Raw genomic sequence first — 17801 nt, 5'->3', positions numbered from 1 at the left:
TCTATGCTGTACAACATATCGAATTACGGTTCAATATAGTGAACTGGAGGGCAGATGCTGAACCTGGAAGATCCCGAACTCCTGCGCTCTGCCTGTCTCATCGACGGGGCCTGGATCTCGGGACAGGGCGCGACGCTTGCGGTAACCGATCCCGCCGACGGCGCCGTGATCGCGGCCGTGCCCGCGCTTGGGGCGGCTGAAACGGAACAGGCGATCTCGGCAGCCGCAGCGGCGTTTCCGGCCTGGGCAGCCCGCCCCGCCAAGGAGCGCTCGGCCCTTCTGCGCCGTTGGTTCGATCTGATCCTGGCCCATGCCGATGATCTTGCGGCGGTGATGACCGCAGAACAGGGCAAGCCCCTTGCCGAGGCCCGGGGCGAGGTCCTTTATGCGGCCTCGTTCATCGAATGGTTCGCGGAAGAGGCCAAGCGGGTGTACGGCGACCTGATCCCGGCGCCGCAGGCCGACAAGCGTCTGGTGGTGATGCGCCAGCCGATCGGGGTGACGGCGGCGATCACGCCCTGGAACTTTCCCGCAGCGATGATCACCCGCAAGGTGGCCCCGGCGCTGGCGGCTGGCTGCACGATGATCGTCAAGCCGGCCGAGCAGACGCCGCTGACCGCGCTGGCCCTTGCCGTTCTTGCGCAACGGGCGGGCATTCCTGCTGGCGTGCTGCAGGTCATCACCGGCGATGCGCGAGAGATCGGCGCCGTGCTGACCGGATCCGATGTGGTGCGCAAGCTGTCCTTCACCGGCTCGACCGAAGTGGGGCGAATTCTCATGGCGCAGTCGGCACCGACCATCAAGAAGCTGAGCCTGGAACTGGGCGGCAACGCACCCTTCATCGTGTTTGACGATGCCGACCTTGACCGCGCGGTCGAAGGGGCGATGCAGTCGAAATACCGCAACGCCGGCCAGACCTGCGTCTGTGCCAACCGGATCTATGTGCAGGCTGGCGTTCATGATGCCTTTGCAGAAAAGCTTGCTGCCCGCGTCGCCGAACTCAAGGTCGGCCCCGGCACCGCGCCGGATGTGGCGATTGGCCCGTTGATCGACGCCGACGCGCTGGCGAAGGTGGAGCATCACGTCGCGGATGCCCTTGCCGGTGGCGCGACCATCCGGCTGGGCGGACGGCGCGCGGCGCGTGGCGGAACGTTCTACGAGCCGACAATCCTGACCGGGGTCACCCAGGCCATGCGCATCGCGCAGGAGGAAACCTTCGGCCCGGTTGCGCCGCTGTTCCGCTTCGAGACCGAGGCCGAGGCCGTGCAGATGGCCAATGACACTGTTTTCGGCCTTGCCGCCTATTTTTATACCGAGAGTGCGCGCCGTGCCTGGCGTGTGGCCGAGGCGCTGGAATACGGCATGGTCGGCCACAACACCGGGCTGATCTCGAACGAGGTCGCGCCATTCGGCGGGATCAAGCAATCGGGGCTGGGGCGCGAGGGCTCGCGCTATGGAATCGATGAGTATCTCGAGCTGAAATACCTTTGCACCGATATCGGATGACCTGGCCGCAACCCTCGCGAGAAGACCAGGCACCCACCCATGCCGAAGCCCGCGAGCCGCCGCCCAGACCGCGGCGATAGACCCGTAACAGGAGGAGACATCATGACCCTGACCCCCTTCAGCTTTGTCACACCACCCCGCATCCATGTGGAATGGGACGGGGCGCGGCGGCTGGGCGAGTTGCTTGGCGAACGCTTTTCCGCCCGGCGCGCGTTGCTGGTCACCGACCAGGGCCTGATCGCGGCCGGGCTGATCGCGCCGGTGCAGGCATCGCTTGCCGAGGCGGGCTTTGTCGTCGCGCTTTTCAGTGATGTGGTCGCCGATCCGCCGGAAGCCGTCGTCGAGGCCTGTGTCGCGGTGGCCCGCGACCACGGTGCGGATATCGTGATCGGGCTGGGCGGGGGATCGTCGCTGGATATCGCCAAGCTTGCCGCGGTGCAGGTGCAATCCACCCAGCCGCTGGCCGAGATGTATGGCATTGACAAGGTTGCGGGCGCGCGTGTGCCGATGGCATTGATCCCGACCACCGCCGGCACCGGATCCGAGGTGACCAACATCTCGATCATCACCACCGGCGAGACGACGAAGATGGGGGTGGTCTCGGCGCAGCTCTATGCCGATTTCGTGCTGCTGGATGCCGCGCTGACCCTTGGGCTGCCCGCTGTGCATACTGCCGCAACCGGTATCGACGCCATGGTTCATGCGATCGAGGCCTATACGTCGAAGTTCCGCAAGAACCCCCTCTCTGACGCGCTGGCGCGCGAGGCGCTGCGCCTCCTGTCTGCCAGTCTGATCGCGGCCTGCACGGATGGCACTGACCGCACGGCGCGGGAAAACATGCTGCTGGGCGCGATGCTGGCGGGCCAGGCCTTTTCCAATGCGCCGGTCGCGGCGGTTCATGCGCTGGCCTATCCGCTGGGCGGGCATTACCACCTGCCGCACGGCCTTACCAATGCGCTGATGCTGGGTCCGGTCCTGCGCTTCAACGCCAAGGTGGCGGCGCCGCTTTATGCCGAGCTGGCCGATGTGGTGGGCGCCCCGGGCACCGGCGACGCCGAGGCACGATCCGCGCAGTTCGTCGCCTTCATGCAGCAGCTGATGGATGACAGCGGCGCGCCGCGCCGTCTGCGCGACGTGGGCGTCACCGACAACAGCCTTGCCATGCTGGCGCGCGACGCGATGAAGCAGACCCGTCTTCTGGTCAACAACCCCGTCGAGGTGACCGAGGAGGATGCACTGGAACTTTACCGCGAAGCCTACTGATCCGGCCCGGCACACCCGTTACACCACACGCAAGAGGAGGAACCATGACCGATATCCGTCTTTACATGCTTCAGAGCGGCTCTCTGAAGTGCAAGGTCCACAATATCAAGATGAACGAAGGCGCCGGTGCCGATTACGAGATTCCGGTTCCCTTCTACCTCATCACCCATCCCAAGGGACATACGATCATCGATGGCGGCAATGCGGTCGAGGTGGCGACCGATCCGCGCGGCCATTGGGGTGGGGTCTGCGATGTCTATTATCCGGTGATGGACGCCTCTGAAGGCTGCGTGGCGCAGCTCGAGCGGCTCGGCATCCGCCCCGAGGATGTGAAATATGTCGTCCAGTCGCATCTGCATCTGGACCACACCGGCGCCGTGGGCCGGTTTCCGAATGCGACCCATGTCGTGCAGCGGTCGGAATACGAATATGCCTTCACGCCGGACTGGTTCGCGGCGGGCGGCTATATTCGCAAGGATTTCGACCGGCCGGGCCTGAAATGGCAGTTCCTGAACGGAACTCAGGATGATTTCTACGACATCTATGGCGACGGCACCCTGACCACGGTGTTTACCCCGGGCCATGCGCCGGGCCACCAGTCGTTCCTGGTGCGTCTGCCGGAAAGCGGCCCGATCCTGCTGACGGTGGATGCGGCCTACACGACCGATCACTGGAACGAGAAATCGCTTCCGGGCTTTCTTGCCTCGACGACCGACACGGTGCGGTCGGTGCAGAAGATGCGTGCGCTGGCGGAAAAGACCGGCGCAATGGTCGTCACCGGCCATGACCCCGCCGGCTGGAAGGCCTTCCGGAAGGCGCCGGACTACTACGCCTGAGGCCCTGCCCGGCGGGCGCGCATTCGGCGCGTTCCGGCCGATGGCCCGTCTGCGCCGGCTGGCGCTTCTCCGCCCTGCGGCCTGGATCCGGCCGCAGGGCGCCGTCATGTCACCGCCGCGCGGAATGACAGGATGCAGATCGCTGCCCGGTCCCACGATCAGTCCGTTCCCCCCGCAGCACCCGCGCGTCGGAACACCGAGAGCCGCCTAAAGGGGCAGCGCAACGATTCCGAAAGCTCATCAAGACTCCGCCGTCCCGATCATGACCGGAACGCAACAGCTTGCCATTCCTAAGCGACCCATTCGCTGCGCAAAGGTATTAACCAATTTCTTTCTGGTATATGGCTGCCGTAATTGTCGAGGTGCTTCCATGTGGTATGGTTTTTCCCGTTTTCGTGCGCGTGGCGCCGGCCTTTTCCGGATTCTGCTGATCCCGGCGATCGGACTCGGGGCGGTGGCCTGCAACCCGATTCCCGCGACATTGCTTCTTTCCTCGGCCGAAATACGCGACCAGACCCCTTTCGTCCCGGTCTCCGTTTCGCAAAGCTGGATCAACGCGCCCCACATGGTGCTGGTGCTGCAACGCGGCCTGCGTGGCGAGGCCGAGCAGCGGGTGGCGCTACAGAATCGATCGGGCGTTCCCGGCGAGAACGTCATCATCATGCGCGCGCAGAACCTGCCCGGCAGCGCCGGGCGGTTCGTCTATGAAGACTTCATCCGGTGGGCAGGCGGTGCGCCTGCGCCCTTCGTCGGCCTGCGTTCAGGGGATCTGGTCACCAACGAGGACGGCCTCGGCCGGTTTTTCTGGGCCGAGCGCCGGATCGGCGACGATACGGTCTGCGTGCTGGGCGTGCGGCGAGTACACGCGGCACAGCGCCTGTTGCCGGGCGAAGCCACGGTGATGGATATCCTGTTGCGCAATTGCGTTCGCGGAACCGCGCAGGATGCAATCCGGCCCTTGCTGGAGGGCAGCGTCAGCACGCAGCCGCTGCCGGGGGTGTCTGCCGGCGAAACGCGGGTTCTCTCTCCGCTCGCAGCGCCTGACCTGCGCTGATCCTGACGCCGCCCTGATCCCAACCCGGAAAGCCTTGCATATGACCACAGACAGATCCTTCCCGCGCTGGATCCTGCCGCTCTGGCTTCTGGCCCTCGTGCCGGTGTTCATCCTCGCCTCGGTGCCCACGTCGAATGCGGCTCAGGCGCTGCTGGGGCTGAGCGCCGTGCTGCTGGTTGCGATCCTCAAGCCCTTCACGGCCCATGTCGTCGCCCGCGTCGCCCTGCTGAGCATCGCGAGCATCATCGTCCTGCGCTATCTGATCTGGCGCGTGACGGCGACATTGCCGGATGCGGATCTGACCATGTCCTTCGTGCTGGCGGTGCTGCTGCTGCTGACCGAGACCTATTCGATCATGGTTTTCTTTCTCAATGCCTTCATCACGGCCGACCCGGTGGTGCGTGACCTGCCGCCGCAGGTGCAGCCCGAGGATCTGCCGACGGTCGATATTCTCGTGCCGTCGTTCAACGAACCGGTCGAGATGCTGTCGATCACGCTGTCCGCGGCCAAGAACATGATCTATCCCGCCCGGCTGCGACGGGTGGTGCTGTGTGACGACGGCGGCACCGATCAACGCTGCAACGCCGCCGATCCCGAGTTGGCCGCCGCGGCGCAGGACCGCCGGCGCCAGTTGCAGCAGCTATGCAGTGATCTGGGTGTCATCTATTTCACGCGCGCACGCAACGAGCGTGCCAAGGCCGGCAACATGAGCGCCGCGCTTGAGCGGCTGGACGGCGAGCTTGTCGTGGTTTTCGACGCGGATCACGTGCCCTCACGTGATTTTCTGGCACGTACGGTGGGATACTTCCGGCACGACCCACGGCTGTTTCTGGTCCAGACACCGCATTTCTTCATCAACCGCGACCCGATCGAACGCAACCTCGGCCTGAAATGCCCCCCCGAGAACGAGATGTTCTATGGCAAGATCCATCCGGGCCTTGACCGCTGGGGCGGCGCGTTCTTCTGCGGCTCGGCGGCGGTGCTGCGGCGCAAGGCTCTGGACAGCGTGGGCGGATTTGCCGGCGAGACAATCACCGAGGATGCCGAGACCGCGCTTGAGGTCCATTCGAAAGGATGGCGCAGCCTCTATCTGGACCGGGCGATGATCGCGGGTCTGCAGCCGGAAACCTTCGCCTCGTTCATCCAGCAGCGCGGCCGCTGGGCCTCGGGGATGATGCAGATGCTGATCCTGAAGAACCCGCTGATGCGCAAGGGCCTGAGCCCGTTGCAGCGCCTGTGCTATGTCAACTCGATGGCGTTCTGGCTGTTCCCGCTGGTCCGGCTGGCCTATCTGATCGCGCCGCTCACCTACCTGTTCTTCGGGTTCGAGATCTTCGTCACCACTTGGCGCGAGGCCGCCGCCTATGTCCTGAGCTACATGGCCGTCGTGCTGCTGGTGCAGAACGCGCTGTTTTCCCGCCACCGGTGGCCCTTCATCTCCGAGATCTACGAGATCGCGCAGGCGCCTTATCTGGCCGGGGCGATCATCCGCACCGTTCTGCGGCCGCGCGGCGCCACGTTCAAGGTAACGGCCAAGGACGAAACGCTGGCCGAGGATTACATTTCGCCCATCTACAGGCCGCTGCTGATCGTGTTCGGGCTGACGGTGGCGGGGGTGGTGGCGCTGATCCTGCGCTGGTTCGCCTTCCCGGGTGACCGGAGCGTGCTGCTGGTGGTGGGGATCTGGGCAGTGCTCAACATGCTGCTGGTCAGCATTGCGCTGCGGGCGGTGTCGGAAAAGCAGCAGCGCCGCGCCGCGCCGCGCGTGGACATGCGCGAACCGGGGGCGCTGGGATGGGAGGGCGCGCCCGCGCCGGTCCCGGTCACGGTCATCGACGCCTCGACCAGCGGGGTTGCACTGGAAATCGCCGGCGCGCCAGGAACGGCGCCCGCGCGGCTGCCGTCTTCGGGCAGCGAGGTGGTGCTGCGGCCCCTCTTTCCCCATGCAAGACATCTGGAACGGGACGTGCGCGCGACGTTGCTCAAGGTCTCGACGGCGGCAAGCGGGGCGACGATCCTGAATCTGAAGTTCGTCGCCGATCAGGCCATCGACATGCGCGAGGCGGTGGCGCATCTGATCTTCGGTTCGTCCGAGAACTGGCTGCGCCAGCGCAGCGAAACCCAGTCCGGCAAGGGGCTGATCGCTGGGCTTGCCTATGTGCTGGTGCTGATCGTGACCTCGATTCCCGGAACAATGCGCGATTTCCTGCGCGAGCCGGCGAGGCGCCGCCGGCTCGCGCAGCGCCAGGAGACCGATGCGAAACCAGCGCATCTTGTCGCCTTCGGCGCCGATTTCGACAGGCCGGAGTATCTTGAGGAGAGCCCGCCGGTGACGGCGGATAATCTGATCGGGGGCGCACGCACATGATGATTTCTCCGTGGCCCGGTCACCGCATCGGCGCGCTGTTGCTGGTTGTGCTGCTTGCGACGGCGGCGCTGCCGGTCCGGGCGCAAGAGCCGGTTCCGCCCACCATCACCCTGGAGGGGGCCGCGACCGCCGCACCGGCGACCGTGGACGAAGCGCTACCCGCGCCGCCACCGACGACCGGAGACAGCCCGCTGATTCAGTTGCAGCTGCCGCCCTCGGCCACGTCCGAAGCGCCCCCGACCGAACCCTGGATCACGCGGGACCGCGCGAGCGAGAGCCCCTCTGCAAACCCGTCCGGCGGCGGCGACTGGCTGCTGCCGTTGTCGGTCGCCGCATCGCGTCTGCCGCGCGAGGTGCGGATGGGCGAAAGCCTGCCCGCGCAGGGCATCCTGCGCCTGACGGGGGAAACTGCGCACAGCCTGCTGACACTGGACCTTCCGGCATATGGCCCCACGCCGGCCGACCTGCATCTGGCGTTGCGTTCCGGGGTCGATGTACTGATCGGCACCGCCACACTCGGGGTATCGGTCAACGGCGCTCCCCCGGTCGAGGTGCCGCTGCGCAGCTTCGGAGACTTCTCCACCGTCGCCATTCCCGCGAGCGGGCTACGGGCCGGCGCGAACAGCATTGCCCTGTCGGTGCGCCAGCCGCACCGGATTTCCTGCGGGCCCCAGGCCAGTTTTCACGTCTGGACCGAGATCGACCTGAGAAACAGCGGCGCAAGCCTGCCGCAGGACGCGATCACGGCCGATGCCGATGGCTTTGCCGTCGCGATGCGGGCGGAACTGGCAAGCCGGGGCACGCTTGACCTTCTGATGGACGACGCTGTTGACCGCGTCCTGCTGCGTCAGGTATCCGACGCGGTGATCGACAGCATCGCCCAGCGTGGCAGGCTGCGGGTGACCTCGTTCTATGACATCAATCCTCCGCGCTTTGCCGCGGTGGCGCTGATCGCGTCAGACCGCAGCGCAGTCAGCTTTAGCCGCGGGGCGACTGGCGCGATCGTGCTGCGGATCGAACATGACGGCAACAGCCTGCCCGATCTGGCCACCGCATTGCCCGCACCCGGCCCGAACCCGGATGCCGTTCCGGCGCTGGTCCCGGGCCGCGCCACCGCGCTTTCGCACCTGGGCTGGGAAGATATCATCGGGAATACCCATTACTTCCGCCGCGATGTCGAGTTCCTGCTGCCGGATGACTGGCTTCTGATCGCGAACCAGAAGGCGCGCCTGACCCTGCGCTATGGCTTTGCGCGCCTTCTGCCAGAGGGTGCGATCCTGCTGGTCAAGGTCAATGATCAGACGGTCAGGCTTCTGCCGCTGGATCGGGGGGGCGGACAGATTCTGCCGCCGCTTCCGGTCAGCTTCGATGCAAGCCTGCTCAACCCGGGGCGCAACACGCTGAGCTTCGAGATGATGGTCCCGGGCAATCCCGCGACGGAGGCCTGCCCGGCCCGAACCACCGACATGCTGGTTGTTCTGGCCGACAGTACGCTGATGGTGCCGACCGCGCCCGCCATGATTCTGCCCGGCATGGCAACCCCGCTTGCAGGGCTGATGCCCGGCAATGTCGGGGTGCCGCCGGCTGCCGCAGCGGATCTCGATCTTCAGGCCGAGGCGATCCGGCTTGCCTCGGGGATGAGCCGGCCGCACCATCCGCAGGAACAGGTAACGCTGACGCTCGCGCGCTTGAACGAGCTGCACCTTCTGCCGTTCGAGGCAGCGGGCGTGACCCGGGGCCAGATCCAGTCGCTGCTGTTTCGCAGCCCCACATTTCCCGTGGCCGAGAGCGATGCCCCCGCCCAAACCGCCCCTGCCTACCGACTTTCGCCTTCGGACGAGCCAGGGCGCGAGGCGAGCGCGGGGGTGATCGGGCGCATCGGTGACGAGCTGTCGCGCATGATCTCTTCCTGGAAGGCAGATGGGCTGCGGCTGATCGGCTTCCGGGGGGCGGAGGCAGAGCTGCGTGACTGGCTCGCCACCCGCGAGGGAGAGGCGCTGTTGTGGCGCCCCGATGCGGATGATCCCGATGCGCTGTGGCTGATCCTCGGGCGGCAGACTTCGGTCGAGCAGATTTCCGAACCTCTGAACCGGCTCATCGCAAACCGGTCGGCGACGGGCGAGGCGGCGGTGCTGCTCTCGGACGGAAGCTGGGCGATCTGGTCGCCGGTCCGGCCGCCGGTTCTGGAGGAAAGCCTGCTGGGCGGCAATCTGCGCACCATTCTGGGCAACTACGCCTCGTGGTCGCCGTTGCTTTTCACGCTGACGCTGCTGTCCCTCGCCGTGATTTCAGCACTTCCGGCCCTATTCTACATCCTGACCACCCGCGACAGCCGAGGACGATCATGAACCGACGGGCCTGCCTTGCTCTCATGGCCTCGGCCTTCGCCCTCCGCGCCGGGGCCGAAATACCGCCGAGCCTGCTGGCGATAAGCGATGAACTGCACCCGTTGCAGGAAAGCTGGGCCGCGTGGAAGGCGCTGTGCCTGATGTCGGACGGCCGGGTGGTCGATGGGTTCCAGGGCGGTGCAAGCCACTCCGAGGGGCAGGGCTACGGGCTTGTTCTTGCGGCATTGTTCGGCGATGCCGCCACCTGTCGCGCAGTGATCGGCTGGACCGAACACCACCTGGCCGTGCGCGAGGATGCGTTGCTGGCCTGGCGGTGGCGGCCCGAGGCCTCGCCGCAGATCACCGATCGCAACAATGCCAGCGATGGCGATCTGTTCTATGCCTGGGGCCTGGTTCTGGCGGCGGAACTGACGGACGAACCGGCCTTCCGCCAGCGCGCCGTGGCGATTGCGCAGGATCTTGCGCGCACATGCCTCGCCGAACATCCCGATGGCAGCGGACGGCTGCTGTTCCTGCCGGCAGCAACCGGTTTTGCGCGGGACGAAGGGCTTGTCGTCAACCCCTCCTATTACATGCCGCTTGCCATGACGCAGCTGGGTGCGGCAACGGGTGTGGCGCGTCTGGGCCAGGCTGCGCGCGACGGGGTGCTGCTGGTTGACGCCCTCGGCGCCGGGGGGCCGGTGCCGGACTGGGTGTTGATCGATGCCGCCGGTCCGCGCCCGGCACCGCGCGATTTTTCCCCCGTATCGGGCTACGAGGCCATGCGGGTGCCGCTGTTCGCGCTCTGGTCCGGGCAGGATCAAAGCCCGGCCGTGCGGGCCTTCATTGCCGCAACGGCCGACCGGGACGACCGCGGCATCCCCACCGTGATCGATCTGGAGACGGGTGCGGTGCTGGAGCGCAGTCCTCATTCCGGCTATGCGGCAGTTGCCCAGCTGGCGCGGTGCGCCGCCGAAGGCGGTGTGGGATCGCTCATGCCGCGGTTCGACAGCAGACAGCCCTATTATCCTGCAACGCTGCATCTGATGGCGCTTGTCGCACAGATCTCAACCTATCCGAGGTGCGTGCCCATATGACCCGCTCTGCCCTTCTTGCCGTTGTCGTCGCCGCCTTGGCCGGCCCGGTGCAGGCCCAGGCCGTGCCCGAGCCGCAGGAACTTCTTGCGCTGACCTTCTATCATCAGCAGCAGGACGAGGCCTCGGTTCGGGCCGAGTTGCAGCGCCTGCAGATCCTTTACCCCGACTGGCAGCCGCCCGCGGATCTGTCGCGCCTGGGCCAGACCGCGCCCGGGTCCGAGATCGACACGATCTATCGCCAGATCGGCGCGCGGCAGTTCGATGCAGCGCGCGCAACCATCGCCGAGGCCCGCAGCGCCTTCCCCGGCTGGGAGCCGCCCGCCGACATGCTCGACCTGCTGGCGACGAGCGAGGGGCAGGTTCTTCTGGACGCCGCCCTGTCCGAAGGCGATCTGAGCCGCGCGCTGGCGCTGGTGGGGGAGCGCCCGGGCCTCTTGCGCTGCGATCGCATCAACAACGCCTGGCGCATCGCCGAACTGCAAGAGGCGGGCGGGATGAGCGACGTGGCGCTGGGAACCTATCGCGCGGTTCTGGGGGCCTGCGTGGACAGTGCAGACATCATCGCCACGTTGGAAAAGGCCAGCGCCCTTGCCACGCCAGAGGATCTGCGCAGCCTGTTTTCCCAGGTGACGGCGCGCCTGCCCGAGATGGCCGAACCGCTTGCCCCGGTGCGCACGCGGCTTCTGGGCGATGCACCGCCGGCCGCTTCGACCGCCGGTCCTGCATCGCCTTCCGCATCACCTTCCGAGCCATCGGCAACCGCCTCTGGCCCCACAGCGCCGGCTCCGCGCCCTGTGTCGCCTGCGGCCCCGGCAGCCCCCGCGCCGCAGGGCGCGTCGGGCACTGCAATCTATCAGCAGGCCTGGCAGACCTACAACATGGACCGGCCGATGGAAGCCATCGCCCAGTTCGAGGCTGCGCTGCGTGGCCGGCTGGACGCCACCCAGCGTCGCGATGCGCAGTACGGGATTGCATTGGCCTATCTCAAGCTTGGCATGACCGACAGCGCCGCACGGCTCGCCGCCATTCATGACCTGACGCGTGATCAGCGGGTCGATCTGGAGCGTCAGATCCTGGATCAGCGCGGCGTGGCGGCCTATCAGCGCCGCGACTATCGCCGTGCGATCGAGTTCTTCGATGCGATCGAGGCGCTGACCGGCACCCTGCGCCGCGATCTGGATGTGCTGCGGGCCTATGCCTATTTCAACAGCCAGCAGCACGAGCGGGCGCGACGCGAGTTCACACGATTGCACAATGAATTGGCCACCGCGGAAACCCGGCGCGCGCTCTCGGCGCTGGAATGATCAGCGCCAGCGTGTCAGGCGCAGATCCAGCGTGACCTGGCTGTAATTCGCGATCCCCGCGGTCGAGCTGCTGTCCAGAATGCCGATCCGCAGCGTGGCCCCCGGGCGCAGCTGGGACGAGAGCGCAAGCGCATGCACCTCGTCCCGCCGCGGAATGCCAAGAAATGCGCCCCCGTCCAGCACCTGCCGTGAAAGGTCGAGACTGAAGGCACGCCCCAACGCCAGCCAGGTGATACCCCCCTCCAGCCGATAGCGCAGGACGGTGCGATCGGTCGATGGCGCGCCAAGGGTGACCGTGCCTCGCGTTGCCAGCCGCGACCAGACCGACTCGGCCGACAGCGCCAGGCGGTTCTGCCCGCCCGCGCCGCCCGAGGCCCGGATGAGCCGCGCGCCGAACTGATGCGCGGAGCCTGCATTGGTAACGATCTGCACCGCCTCGACCGAGATCTCGGTCGCGGTGCCCTCGGTCAGATCGCGCCAGTAACGCGCCCCGCTTGCGCAAAGATCGAGGAAGGTCCAGCCGGTCAGGTGGTTCTGGGAACAGACCCCAAGGCGCGCATCGGCCCGGCTGATCCTGTGTTCGGGCGACCAGCCAAGGTCAAGCCCGCCGCGCAGGTCGATCAGCCTTCCCGTATCCCAGGCAAGCCGCGCCATACCCGAGGCCTGCGCCCCGCCCACCAGTCCCGGTTTCGCCCGTGCCTCCGGGGCGGCCTCGAACACCAGCCCGTCAAAGACAAAGCGGTCCTGAAGAACCCCGCCATTGATGTTGCCATCCCATGCCAGAAGCGGCGCAAGCACAAGCTCGCGCGCGACAAGGGCCGGTGGGCCGCCGGTGAAGTAATAGCCCTGACGGACCATCTCGGCCCGCATCCGTGGCAGCGCGAACGGCGGCAGCTGGCCCGAAGACAGCGCCGCACCCTGAACGCGCAGGCGCAGGCGCTCGGGGGCTGCTGCTTCGGCAAGATGCAGGCGCCGCAACACATCGGCGGCGGCAGGTCCGGCAAGGCTCAGTGCAAGAAGGGCAATCAGAACGCGCCGAAGGCTAGCGCGCATTCGGGTCGCGACCGACATAGGCCCCATCCACCGTCACATGCCGTCCGCCATCGGTTCCGGTCGCAGTGAACAGCCCCGAGGTGGTCATCCCGTGGGTTCCGTTCTGATAGATGGGGCTGCCGCCGACATTGCCGCGCAGGTAGCCCGGAATGTCATAGCTTTCGGCAAGGTCGGGATTGCGCACGAAGATCGTGGTGGCGCCGCCATACTGGCCGGTCACGATGTTGAAGGGCAGGCCGCGGGCATTCAGGCCGATTTCGACCTCGGACCGTGCAGAGACTTCGGTACGCAGGCTGATGTCAGCGGTGCCGCGGTCGAAATCGAGCATGAGGTTCTCGAGCCCCTGATCCTGGCGCCCCGACAGAAGCGGGCCGTCATCGATGGTCACCCAGGCAAAGCTCTGCCCGCGGAAGAAATACTGGCCGCTGGCCGTGACCAGCCCGGTCCTGCCAATGTTTCGGAAGGGTTCCTGATCGGCAGTCAGCCGCAAGAGGCGCGTGGGAGCGCCCGCAAGCGCAGGATCGACCTGGGCGATCACCTCGATCGTCACACGACCGTCGTAGGTTTCGGCAAGATCGATCAGGTTGCGGTATCCGGCCGGGTCGGCAGGATCTGCATCCTCGAAGGCGGCCAGGATACCCGCATCCCCGGGGCGCGACCGGTCCATGCGCACACGTTCGAATCCGTTATGATTCGTCCGGTAGGTTTCAAAGGGACCAGGCAGGACGGTGCTGCCCTCGGGGAGAGAGGGCTCCGATGATCCGCCGCCGCACGCGGCCAAAAGGGCGAATGTCCCAGCCGCGAGCCATTTCGGGAAGGTGGTCATGGATGCTCCTGCGAAACCGACGACGGTCATATCATGTGCGGGCGCATACTCAAGCGTGCATGAAACCGGTTGATGCGATCTGCCGCCCTGGCGTTGCCGCGAAACCTGGGGGCGGCTGTCTCCCTCTCTGCGGCCCCGACGCAACAGGGATGTGCAGGATGTCCCAATGGCAGGCGTGCCGCGATCCCCGGCTATGCCAGCCTGTCCTTCGTCCGCCCCGATGTGCCTTCCGACGGATTTCGCCGATCATGCCTGCATCTGCCCGGCTGTGGGCAGGGTCGCATCCCGATGGGTGCTCGGCCTGCCGCCCTGCCTTGGCAGCTGCGGCGACCCCGGAGGCGGCCGCTCCTCTAGTCCGGAGCCGCTGTCCGTCACCCGCGCATCCGCGCATCCGCGCTGGCCGGAACGGACCGATCCGTGTGCCCGCCGACGGTGACTTTGTCACCGACACCGGCAAGCTGCGCTGGCACAAGGGCCTCATGATGCAGCGAGCTGAAGGAGCAGAGTGATGGCAAAGCTGTTTGAATTCGGTGAACACCTGCCGGAATATCCCGTCCCGGTCCTGAACGAACGCGAGGTGCGCGCTGGTGCAGGGATCATGTTCCTCGTAGCCATCGTGGCCTTTTTCCAGGCCTTCCAGATGGGGAACTTCACGCCAATGCGCCTTGTCGTGCTGGCCTTCCTGATCGAATTCGCGATCCGGGTGCTGGTCAACCCGCGTTACGCGCCGGCGCTGGTTCTGGGGCGACTGGTGGTGCGCCATCAGGAGCCCGAGTATTCCGGCGCGCCACAGAAGCGCTTTGCCTGGTCTTTGGGGCTTGGACTTGCCCTGGCCGTGTCAGTCATGGTGTTCGGCCTCAACATGGCCGGGCCGGCGGTGCTCGCGGCATGCCTGATCTGCCTGTCGCTGCTGTTCATGGAAACGGCCTTCGGCATCTGCGTCGGCTGCAAGATGTACAACATGGTGTTTCCCGGCCAGGCCAAGCTCTGCCCCGGCGGCGCCTGCAGCCTGCCGGGGCGCAACCCGAGCACCAATGTCACGGCCGGTCATCTGGCGGTCATGGTCGCAGTGATCGCCCTCGTCGCCCTCGCCGCACCGGTCATAGCGCGGATGGACCCGCCCGAGCGTCCCGGGCTCCGCACCGCAGCCACTGCACGATGACGCCACCACTTCTGGAACAGGAGAAACCGATGATCACTGCACTTGATGACGCCACCTTCGACCAGTTTGTCACCCGTAATCCCCGGCCGGTGCTGGTCGATTTCTGGGCGCCGTGGTGTGGCCCGTGCAAGATGCTCGCCCCGGTTCTCGAGGCGTTCGCCCACGAGAGCGGCCCGCGGCTGGATATCGTCAAGATCGATGTCGATGCCAATCGCCGGGTGGCGGGCCGCTATGGGTTGCGCGCCGTCCCGACGTTGATGCTGTTTCGGAACGGCGCGCCGATCGGCCAGAAATCCGGAGCCATGGGCAAGGAGGCGCTTTCTGCCTGGGTGGACCAGGCCCTCGGCGCCCCGGCCAGCCAGGCCGGTACCTCCCGCTGACGCACCCCGAAAAGGAGATCACCATGACCACGACACGTCATTGCCCGCTTCTGATCCTGGGATCCGGCCCAGCAGGCTATACTGCTGCCGTCTATGCCGCACGGGCCAATCTTGCCCCCGTGATCCTCAGCGGCACGCAGATGGGTGGCCAACTGACCACCACCACCGAGGTCGAGAACTGGCCCGGGGGCGCGGCGGGGCTGCTTGGCCCTGACCTGATGGCGCAGATGCACGACCAGGCCGTCCGGTTCGGGACCGAGATCGTCTTCGACCAGATCACCCGCGCCGACCTGTCGCGGCGTCCCTTCCGGCTGGACGGCGATGCAGGGCAGTATACCTGTGACGCGCTGATCATCGCCACGGGCGCGAGCGCGCAGTATCTGGGTCTGCCATCGGAGGCGGCCTTCATGGGACGCGGCGTTTCCGGCTGTGCCACATGCGACGGGTTCTTCTACCGAAATCAGCGGGTCGCCGTCGTGGGTGGCGGCAATACCGCGGTGGAAGAGGCGCTCTATCTGTCCAATATCGCGTCGCATGTCACACTTGTTCATCGCCGCGACAGTCTGCGCGCGGAAAGGATCCTCCAGGATCGCCTGAACGAACGGGTGCGAGAGGGCCAGATATCGCTGCTCTGGGATCATGTGGTGGACGAGGTTCTGGGCGACGACAGCGGCGTGACCGGCGTCCGGCTGCGCGCCACCCGCACGGGCAACACCCGGGATCTGGACGTGACGGGGATCTTCATCGCGATCGGTCACAAGCCGAACACCGACATGTTCAAGGGACAAATCGCGATGCAGGACGGCTATATCTTGGTGGGCAAGGCCGGCAACGGGCAGGCTACGGCCACCAGCGTCCCCGGGGTCTTTGCTGCCGGGGATGTGGCCGACCACGTCTATCGTCAGGCAGTCACCTCGGCTGGCACCGGGTGCATGGCCGCGCTGGATGCCGAGCGCTTTCTCCAGACGCGTGACATCGCCAGCGCTGCCTGATAGCGGATATGCTGTCAGAAGGACAACCGGCAGGTGATGATGACCCCGATCCATCCGATCCTTGCGGGCCTGGATCCGTCCGTGCAGGCGCGCATCAGCCGCGAGGCACGACGGCTGGATCTGGCCGCCGGTCAGAAGGTGTTCGAGGCGGGCAGCCTCTGCCAGGGCCTGCCGCTGGTGCTTGGTGGCTGCATCCGGCTTCAGATGACCGCCTGTTCAGGCCAGGAGATCACGCTTTATCGCATTTCCGACGGCGATGTCTGCCCGCTGTCACTCAGCGCCTTGATGCAGGGCGAAGGCTATCGCGCGGAAGCAATCGTTGAAGAGGACGCCCGGGTCATCATCCTGCCCTTCGGCCTGTTCGACGATCTGATGGCCGCCTCGGCACCGTTCCGTCGGCAGATCCTGGGGTTCTTCAGCGCGCGGCTGGATACGCTCATGCTGCTGGTTGAACAGGTGGCATTCCGGCGGATGGATCAGCGCCTTGCCAACTGGCTGCGCGACAGGGCCGGGCAGGGGCCGACACGGATCACCCATCAGGCGCTTGCCGCCGAACTCGGCACGGCGCGCGAGGTGGTAAGCCGGCTGCTGAAAGGGTTCGAGCGCAACGGATACGTGACCCTTGCCCGCGGCGAAATCACGGTGATCAAGCCGCCGCCAGCGGAGGTGTCGGATTGCTGGTGCTGAACGCCTGACAGCCCGCGTCGGCTGAGCTCGTCACAGGAACGGTCGCGAGATCTGCCGGCCACGATCCGGCGGCACGCCGCGCTCGTCAGGTTTGGCCGGCGAAACCGGCCCGTTCGGCCCTCGCCTCAGGGCCCCGCGCAGACGGCGGCGCGGGCAATGGGTTGCTGACCAACCTCGACCCCATAGGCGCGGAAGCCGAGAGTGTCGATCTGGATCAGGCGGTAGCAGGGATTGCCCCCGGCCCACCAGGGCGCCGGATCCGCTGGCGCGGTGATGAAGCGATGCGACATGGCCTGCCCCGAGCTGAAGGCGATGCCCTCGCGGCTGGTGCCTGCCAGAGGCACATGGATATGACCGAAGACGATATGACGCACGCCGCCCGGATGGGCCGCCAGAACCTGCATCAGCGGCGCGGCGTCATGCAGGCCGATCGAGGCGAAATGCGCCAGCCCGTCCGGAACCGGCGGATGATGGATGAATACGGTGACGGGCTGCGGCCCCGCGCGCTCAAGCGATGTCCGCAGCCAGCCCAGACGATCCGCGCCATAGCGCCCGCCGATCAGGCCGGGCTCGTGGCTGTCAAGGAACAGAAGCCGCCCGTGGGGGCTGTCAAGCGTGCTTTGCACATAACCCGCCGCATCGATGGGATGATCGGGAAAGGCCTCGCGGAAGGCAGGGCGGGCGTCATGGTTGCCCAGCAGCATCCGCACCGGGAAAGGAACCGGCGCAAGGATCTCGCGCAGGAGGGCATAGGCTTCGGGATCGCCATCGTTGCAAAGATCGCCGGTAATCACCAGAAGATCGGCGTCGGCCTCGGTCTGGCAGATGTGGTCGATGGCCCGGCGCAGCTGGTCGGCCGGATCAAGCCCGTGCAGACGCCCGCCGGGGGGAAGAAGGTGGGTGTCGGTGATCTGGATGATCTTCATGTCTTGCCTTGCAAAAAGGG

The 17801-nt window shown here is 66.4% G+C and carries 15 protein-coding genes; 12 read left to right on the top strand and 3 right to left on the bottom strand.

What is annotated here, in order from left to right; genetic code table 11:
- Positions 1 to 54: 54 nt before the first annotated feature.
- The 8 genes from ACFQXB_RS10410 to ACFQXB_RS10375 all read left to right on the top strand — a co-directional run bounded on the left by ACFQXB_RS10410 (position 55) and on the right by ACFQXB_RS10375 (position 11755).
- Complete coding sequence (locus ACFQXB_RS10410) at positions 55 to 1506, top strand: NAD-dependent succinate-semialdehyde dehydrogenase (RefSeq protein ID WP_377403108.1); 1452 nt, start codon at positions 55 to 57, stop codon at positions 1504 to 1506.
- A gap of 102 nt (positions 1507 to 1608) precedes the next feature.
- Positions 1609 to 2769, top strand: a complete 1161-nt coding sequence (locus ACFQXB_RS10405) for an iron-containing alcohol dehydrogenase (RefSeq protein WP_377403106.1) — start codon at positions 1609 to 1611, stop codon at positions 2767 to 2769.
- 44 nt (positions 2770 to 2813) lie between these two features.
- A complete protein-coding gene (attM, locus tag ACFQXB_RS10400; protein ID WP_377403104.1) occupies positions 2814 to 3605 on the top strand; it encodes an AttM family quorum-quenching N-acyl homoserine lactonase in 792 nt (263 codons plus the stop codon).
- Positions 3606 to 4170: 565 nt separating this feature from the next.
- The gene (locus ACFQXB_RS10395) at positions 4171 to 4659 is read left to right on the top strand and encodes a hypothetical protein (RefSeq protein WP_377403102.1); all 489 of its coding nucleotides are present in this window, start codon (positions 4171 to 4173) and stop codon (positions 4657 to 4659) included.
- A 40-nt stretch (positions 4660 to 4699) separates the two neighbouring features.
- Entirely contained in the window at positions 4700 to 7027 is a 2328-nt protein-coding gene (gene bcsA / locus ACFQXB_RS10390) for a UDP-forming cellulose synthase catalytic subunit (RefSeq protein ID WP_377403100.1), read from the top strand.
- Positions 7024 to 9375: a cellulose biosynthesis cyclic di-GMP-binding regulatory protein BcsB gene (locus tag ACFQXB_RS10385; protein ID WP_377403098.1), complete on the top strand. Its 2352-nt coding sequence runs from the start codon at positions 7024 to 7026 to the stop codon at positions 9373 to 9375. The genes bcsA and ACFQXB_RS10385 overlap by 4 nt, the downstream gene beginning before the upstream one ends.
- Complete coding sequence (locus ACFQXB_RS10380) at positions 9372 to 10451, top strand: glycosyl hydrolase family 8 (protein ID WP_377403096.1); 1080 nt, start codon at positions 9372 to 9374, stop codon at positions 10449 to 10451. Before ACFQXB_RS10385 ends, ACFQXB_RS10380 begins: the two co-directional genes overlap by 4 nt.
- Positions 10448 to 11755 (top strand): hypothetical protein, encoded by a 1308-nt coding sequence (locus tag ACFQXB_RS10375; RefSeq protein ID WP_377403094.1) that lies wholly within the window; start codon positions 10448 to 10450, stop codon positions 11753 to 11755. The genes ACFQXB_RS10380 and ACFQXB_RS10375 overlap by 4 nt, the downstream gene beginning before the upstream one ends.
- Here ACFQXB_RS10375 and ACFQXB_RS10370 read toward each other — a convergent pair whose 3' ends face one another.
- On the bottom strand, positions 11756 to 12808 hold the full coding sequence (locus ACFQXB_RS10370) for a hypothetical protein (RefSeq protein WP_377403092.1): 1053 nt from the start codon (positions 12806 to 12808) through the stop codon (positions 11756 to 11758).
- On the bottom strand, positions 12798 to 13475 hold the full coding sequence (locus tag ACFQXB_RS10365) for a viral aspartic protease (protein ID WP_377403090.1): 678 nt from the start codon (positions 13473 to 13475) through the stop codon (positions 12798 to 12800). Before ACFQXB_RS10365 ends, ACFQXB_RS10370 begins: the two co-directional genes overlap by 11 nt.
- Before the next feature lie 667 nt (positions 13476 to 14142).
- Here ACFQXB_RS10365 and ACFQXB_RS10360 point away from each other — a divergent pair.
- From ACFQXB_RS10360 to ACFQXB_RS10345, 4 genes are read left to right on the top strand one after another with little or no spacing between them, the layout of a single operon-like run.
- On the top strand, positions 14143 to 14796 hold the full coding sequence (locus ACFQXB_RS10360) for a DUF4395 domain-containing protein (RefSeq protein ID WP_377403088.1): 654 nt from the start codon (positions 14143 to 14145) through the stop codon (positions 14794 to 14796).
- Positions 14797 to 14825: 29 nt separating this feature from the next.
- The gene (gene trxA / locus ACFQXB_RS10355; RefSeq protein WP_377403086.1) at positions 14826 to 15176 is read left to right on the top strand and encodes a thioredoxin; all 351 of its coding nucleotides are present in this window, start codon (positions 14826 to 14828) and stop codon (positions 15174 to 15176) included.
- A gap of 23 nt (positions 15177 to 15199) precedes the next feature.
- Positions 15200 to 16168: a thioredoxin-disulfide reductase gene (gene trxB, locus ACFQXB_RS10350; RefSeq protein ID WP_377403084.1), complete on the top strand. Its 969-nt coding sequence runs from the start codon at positions 15200 to 15202 to the stop codon at positions 16166 to 16168.
- A 36-nt stretch (positions 16169 to 16204) separates the two neighbouring features.
- Entirely contained in the window at positions 16205 to 16855 is a 651-nt protein-coding gene (locus tag ACFQXB_RS10345; protein WP_377403082.1) for a Crp/Fnr family transcriptional regulator, read from the top strand.
- Positions 16856 to 16980: 125 nt separating this feature from the next.
- Here the strand turns inward: ACFQXB_RS10345 and ACFQXB_RS10340 are convergent, their stop codons facing one another.
- The gene (locus ACFQXB_RS10340) at positions 16981 to 17781 is read right to left on the bottom strand and encodes a phosphodiesterase (protein ID WP_377403080.1); all 801 of its coding nucleotides are present in this window, start codon (positions 17779 to 17781) and stop codon (positions 16981 to 16983) included.
- Positions 17782 to 17801 lie beyond the last annotated feature (20 nt).

Source organism: Halodurantibacterium daqingense, assembly GCF_042666235.1.
GTDB lineage: Bacteria > Pseudomonadota > Alphaproteobacteria > Rhodobacterales > Rhodobacteraceae > Halodurantibacterium > Halodurantibacterium daqingensis.
The sequence above is the reverse complement of the archived record's forward strand: the minus strand, read 5'-3'. Positions and strand labels throughout refer to the sequence as shown.

Bases quoted from the DNA above. Each gene is read 5' to 3' on its own strand.
- ACFQXB_RS10410 (WP_377403108.1), top strand. From the start codon at position 55: ATGCTGAACCTGGAAGATCCCGAACTCCTGCGCTCTGCCTGTCTCATC.
- ACFQXB_RS10405 (WP_377403106.1), top strand. From the start codon at position 1,609: ATGACCCTGACCCCCTTCAGCTTTGTCACACCACCCCGCATCCATGTG.
- attM (WP_377403104.1), top strand. From the start codon at position 2,814: ATGACCGATATCCGTCTTTACATGCTTCAGAGCGGCTCTCTGAAGTGC.
- ACFQXB_RS10395 (WP_377403102.1), top strand. From the start codon at position 4,171: ATGGTGCTGGTGCTGCAACGCGGCCTGCGTGGCGAGGCCGAGCAGCGG.
- bcsA (WP_377403100.1), top strand. From the start codon at position 4,700: ATGACCACAGACAGATCCTTCCCGCGCTGGATCCTGCCGCTCTGGCTT.
- ACFQXB_RS10385 (WP_377403098.1), top strand. From the start codon at position 7,024: ATGATGATTTCTCCGTGGCCCGGTCACCGCATCGGCGCGCTGTTGCTG.
- ACFQXB_RS10380 (WP_377403096.1), top strand. From the start codon at position 9,372: ATGAACCGACGGGCCTGCCTTGCTCTCATGGCCTCGGCCTTCGCCCTC.
- ACFQXB_RS10375 (WP_377403094.1), top strand. From the start codon at position 10,448: ATGACCCGCTCTGCCCTTCTTGCCGTTGTCGTCGCCGCCTTGGCCGGC.
- ACFQXB_RS10370 (WP_377403092.1), bottom strand. From the start codon at position 12,808: ATGCGCGCTAGCCTTCGGCGCGTTCTGATTGCCCTTCTTGCACTGAGC.
- ACFQXB_RS10365 (WP_377403090.1), bottom strand. From the start codon at position 13,475: ATGGACCGGTCGCGCCCCGGGGATGCGGGTATCCTGGCCGCCTTCGAG.
- ACFQXB_RS10360 (WP_377403088.1), top strand. From the start codon at position 14,143: ATGGCAAAGCTGTTTGAATTCGGTGAACACCTGCCGGAATATCCCGTC.
- trxA (WP_377403086.1), top strand. From the start codon at position 14,826: ATGATCACTGCACTTGATGACGCCACCTTCGACCAGTTTGTCACCCGT.
- trxB (WP_377403084.1), top strand. From the start codon at position 15,200: ATGACCACGACACGTCATTGCCCGCTTCTGATCCTGGGATCCGGCCCA.
- ACFQXB_RS10345 (WP_377403082.1), top strand. From the start codon at position 16,205: ATGATGACCCCGATCCATCCGATCCTTGCGGGCCTGGATCCGTCCGTG.
- ACFQXB_RS10340 (WP_377403080.1), bottom strand. From the start codon at position 17,781: ATGAAGATCATCCAGATCACCGACACCCACCTTCTTCCCCCCGGCGGG.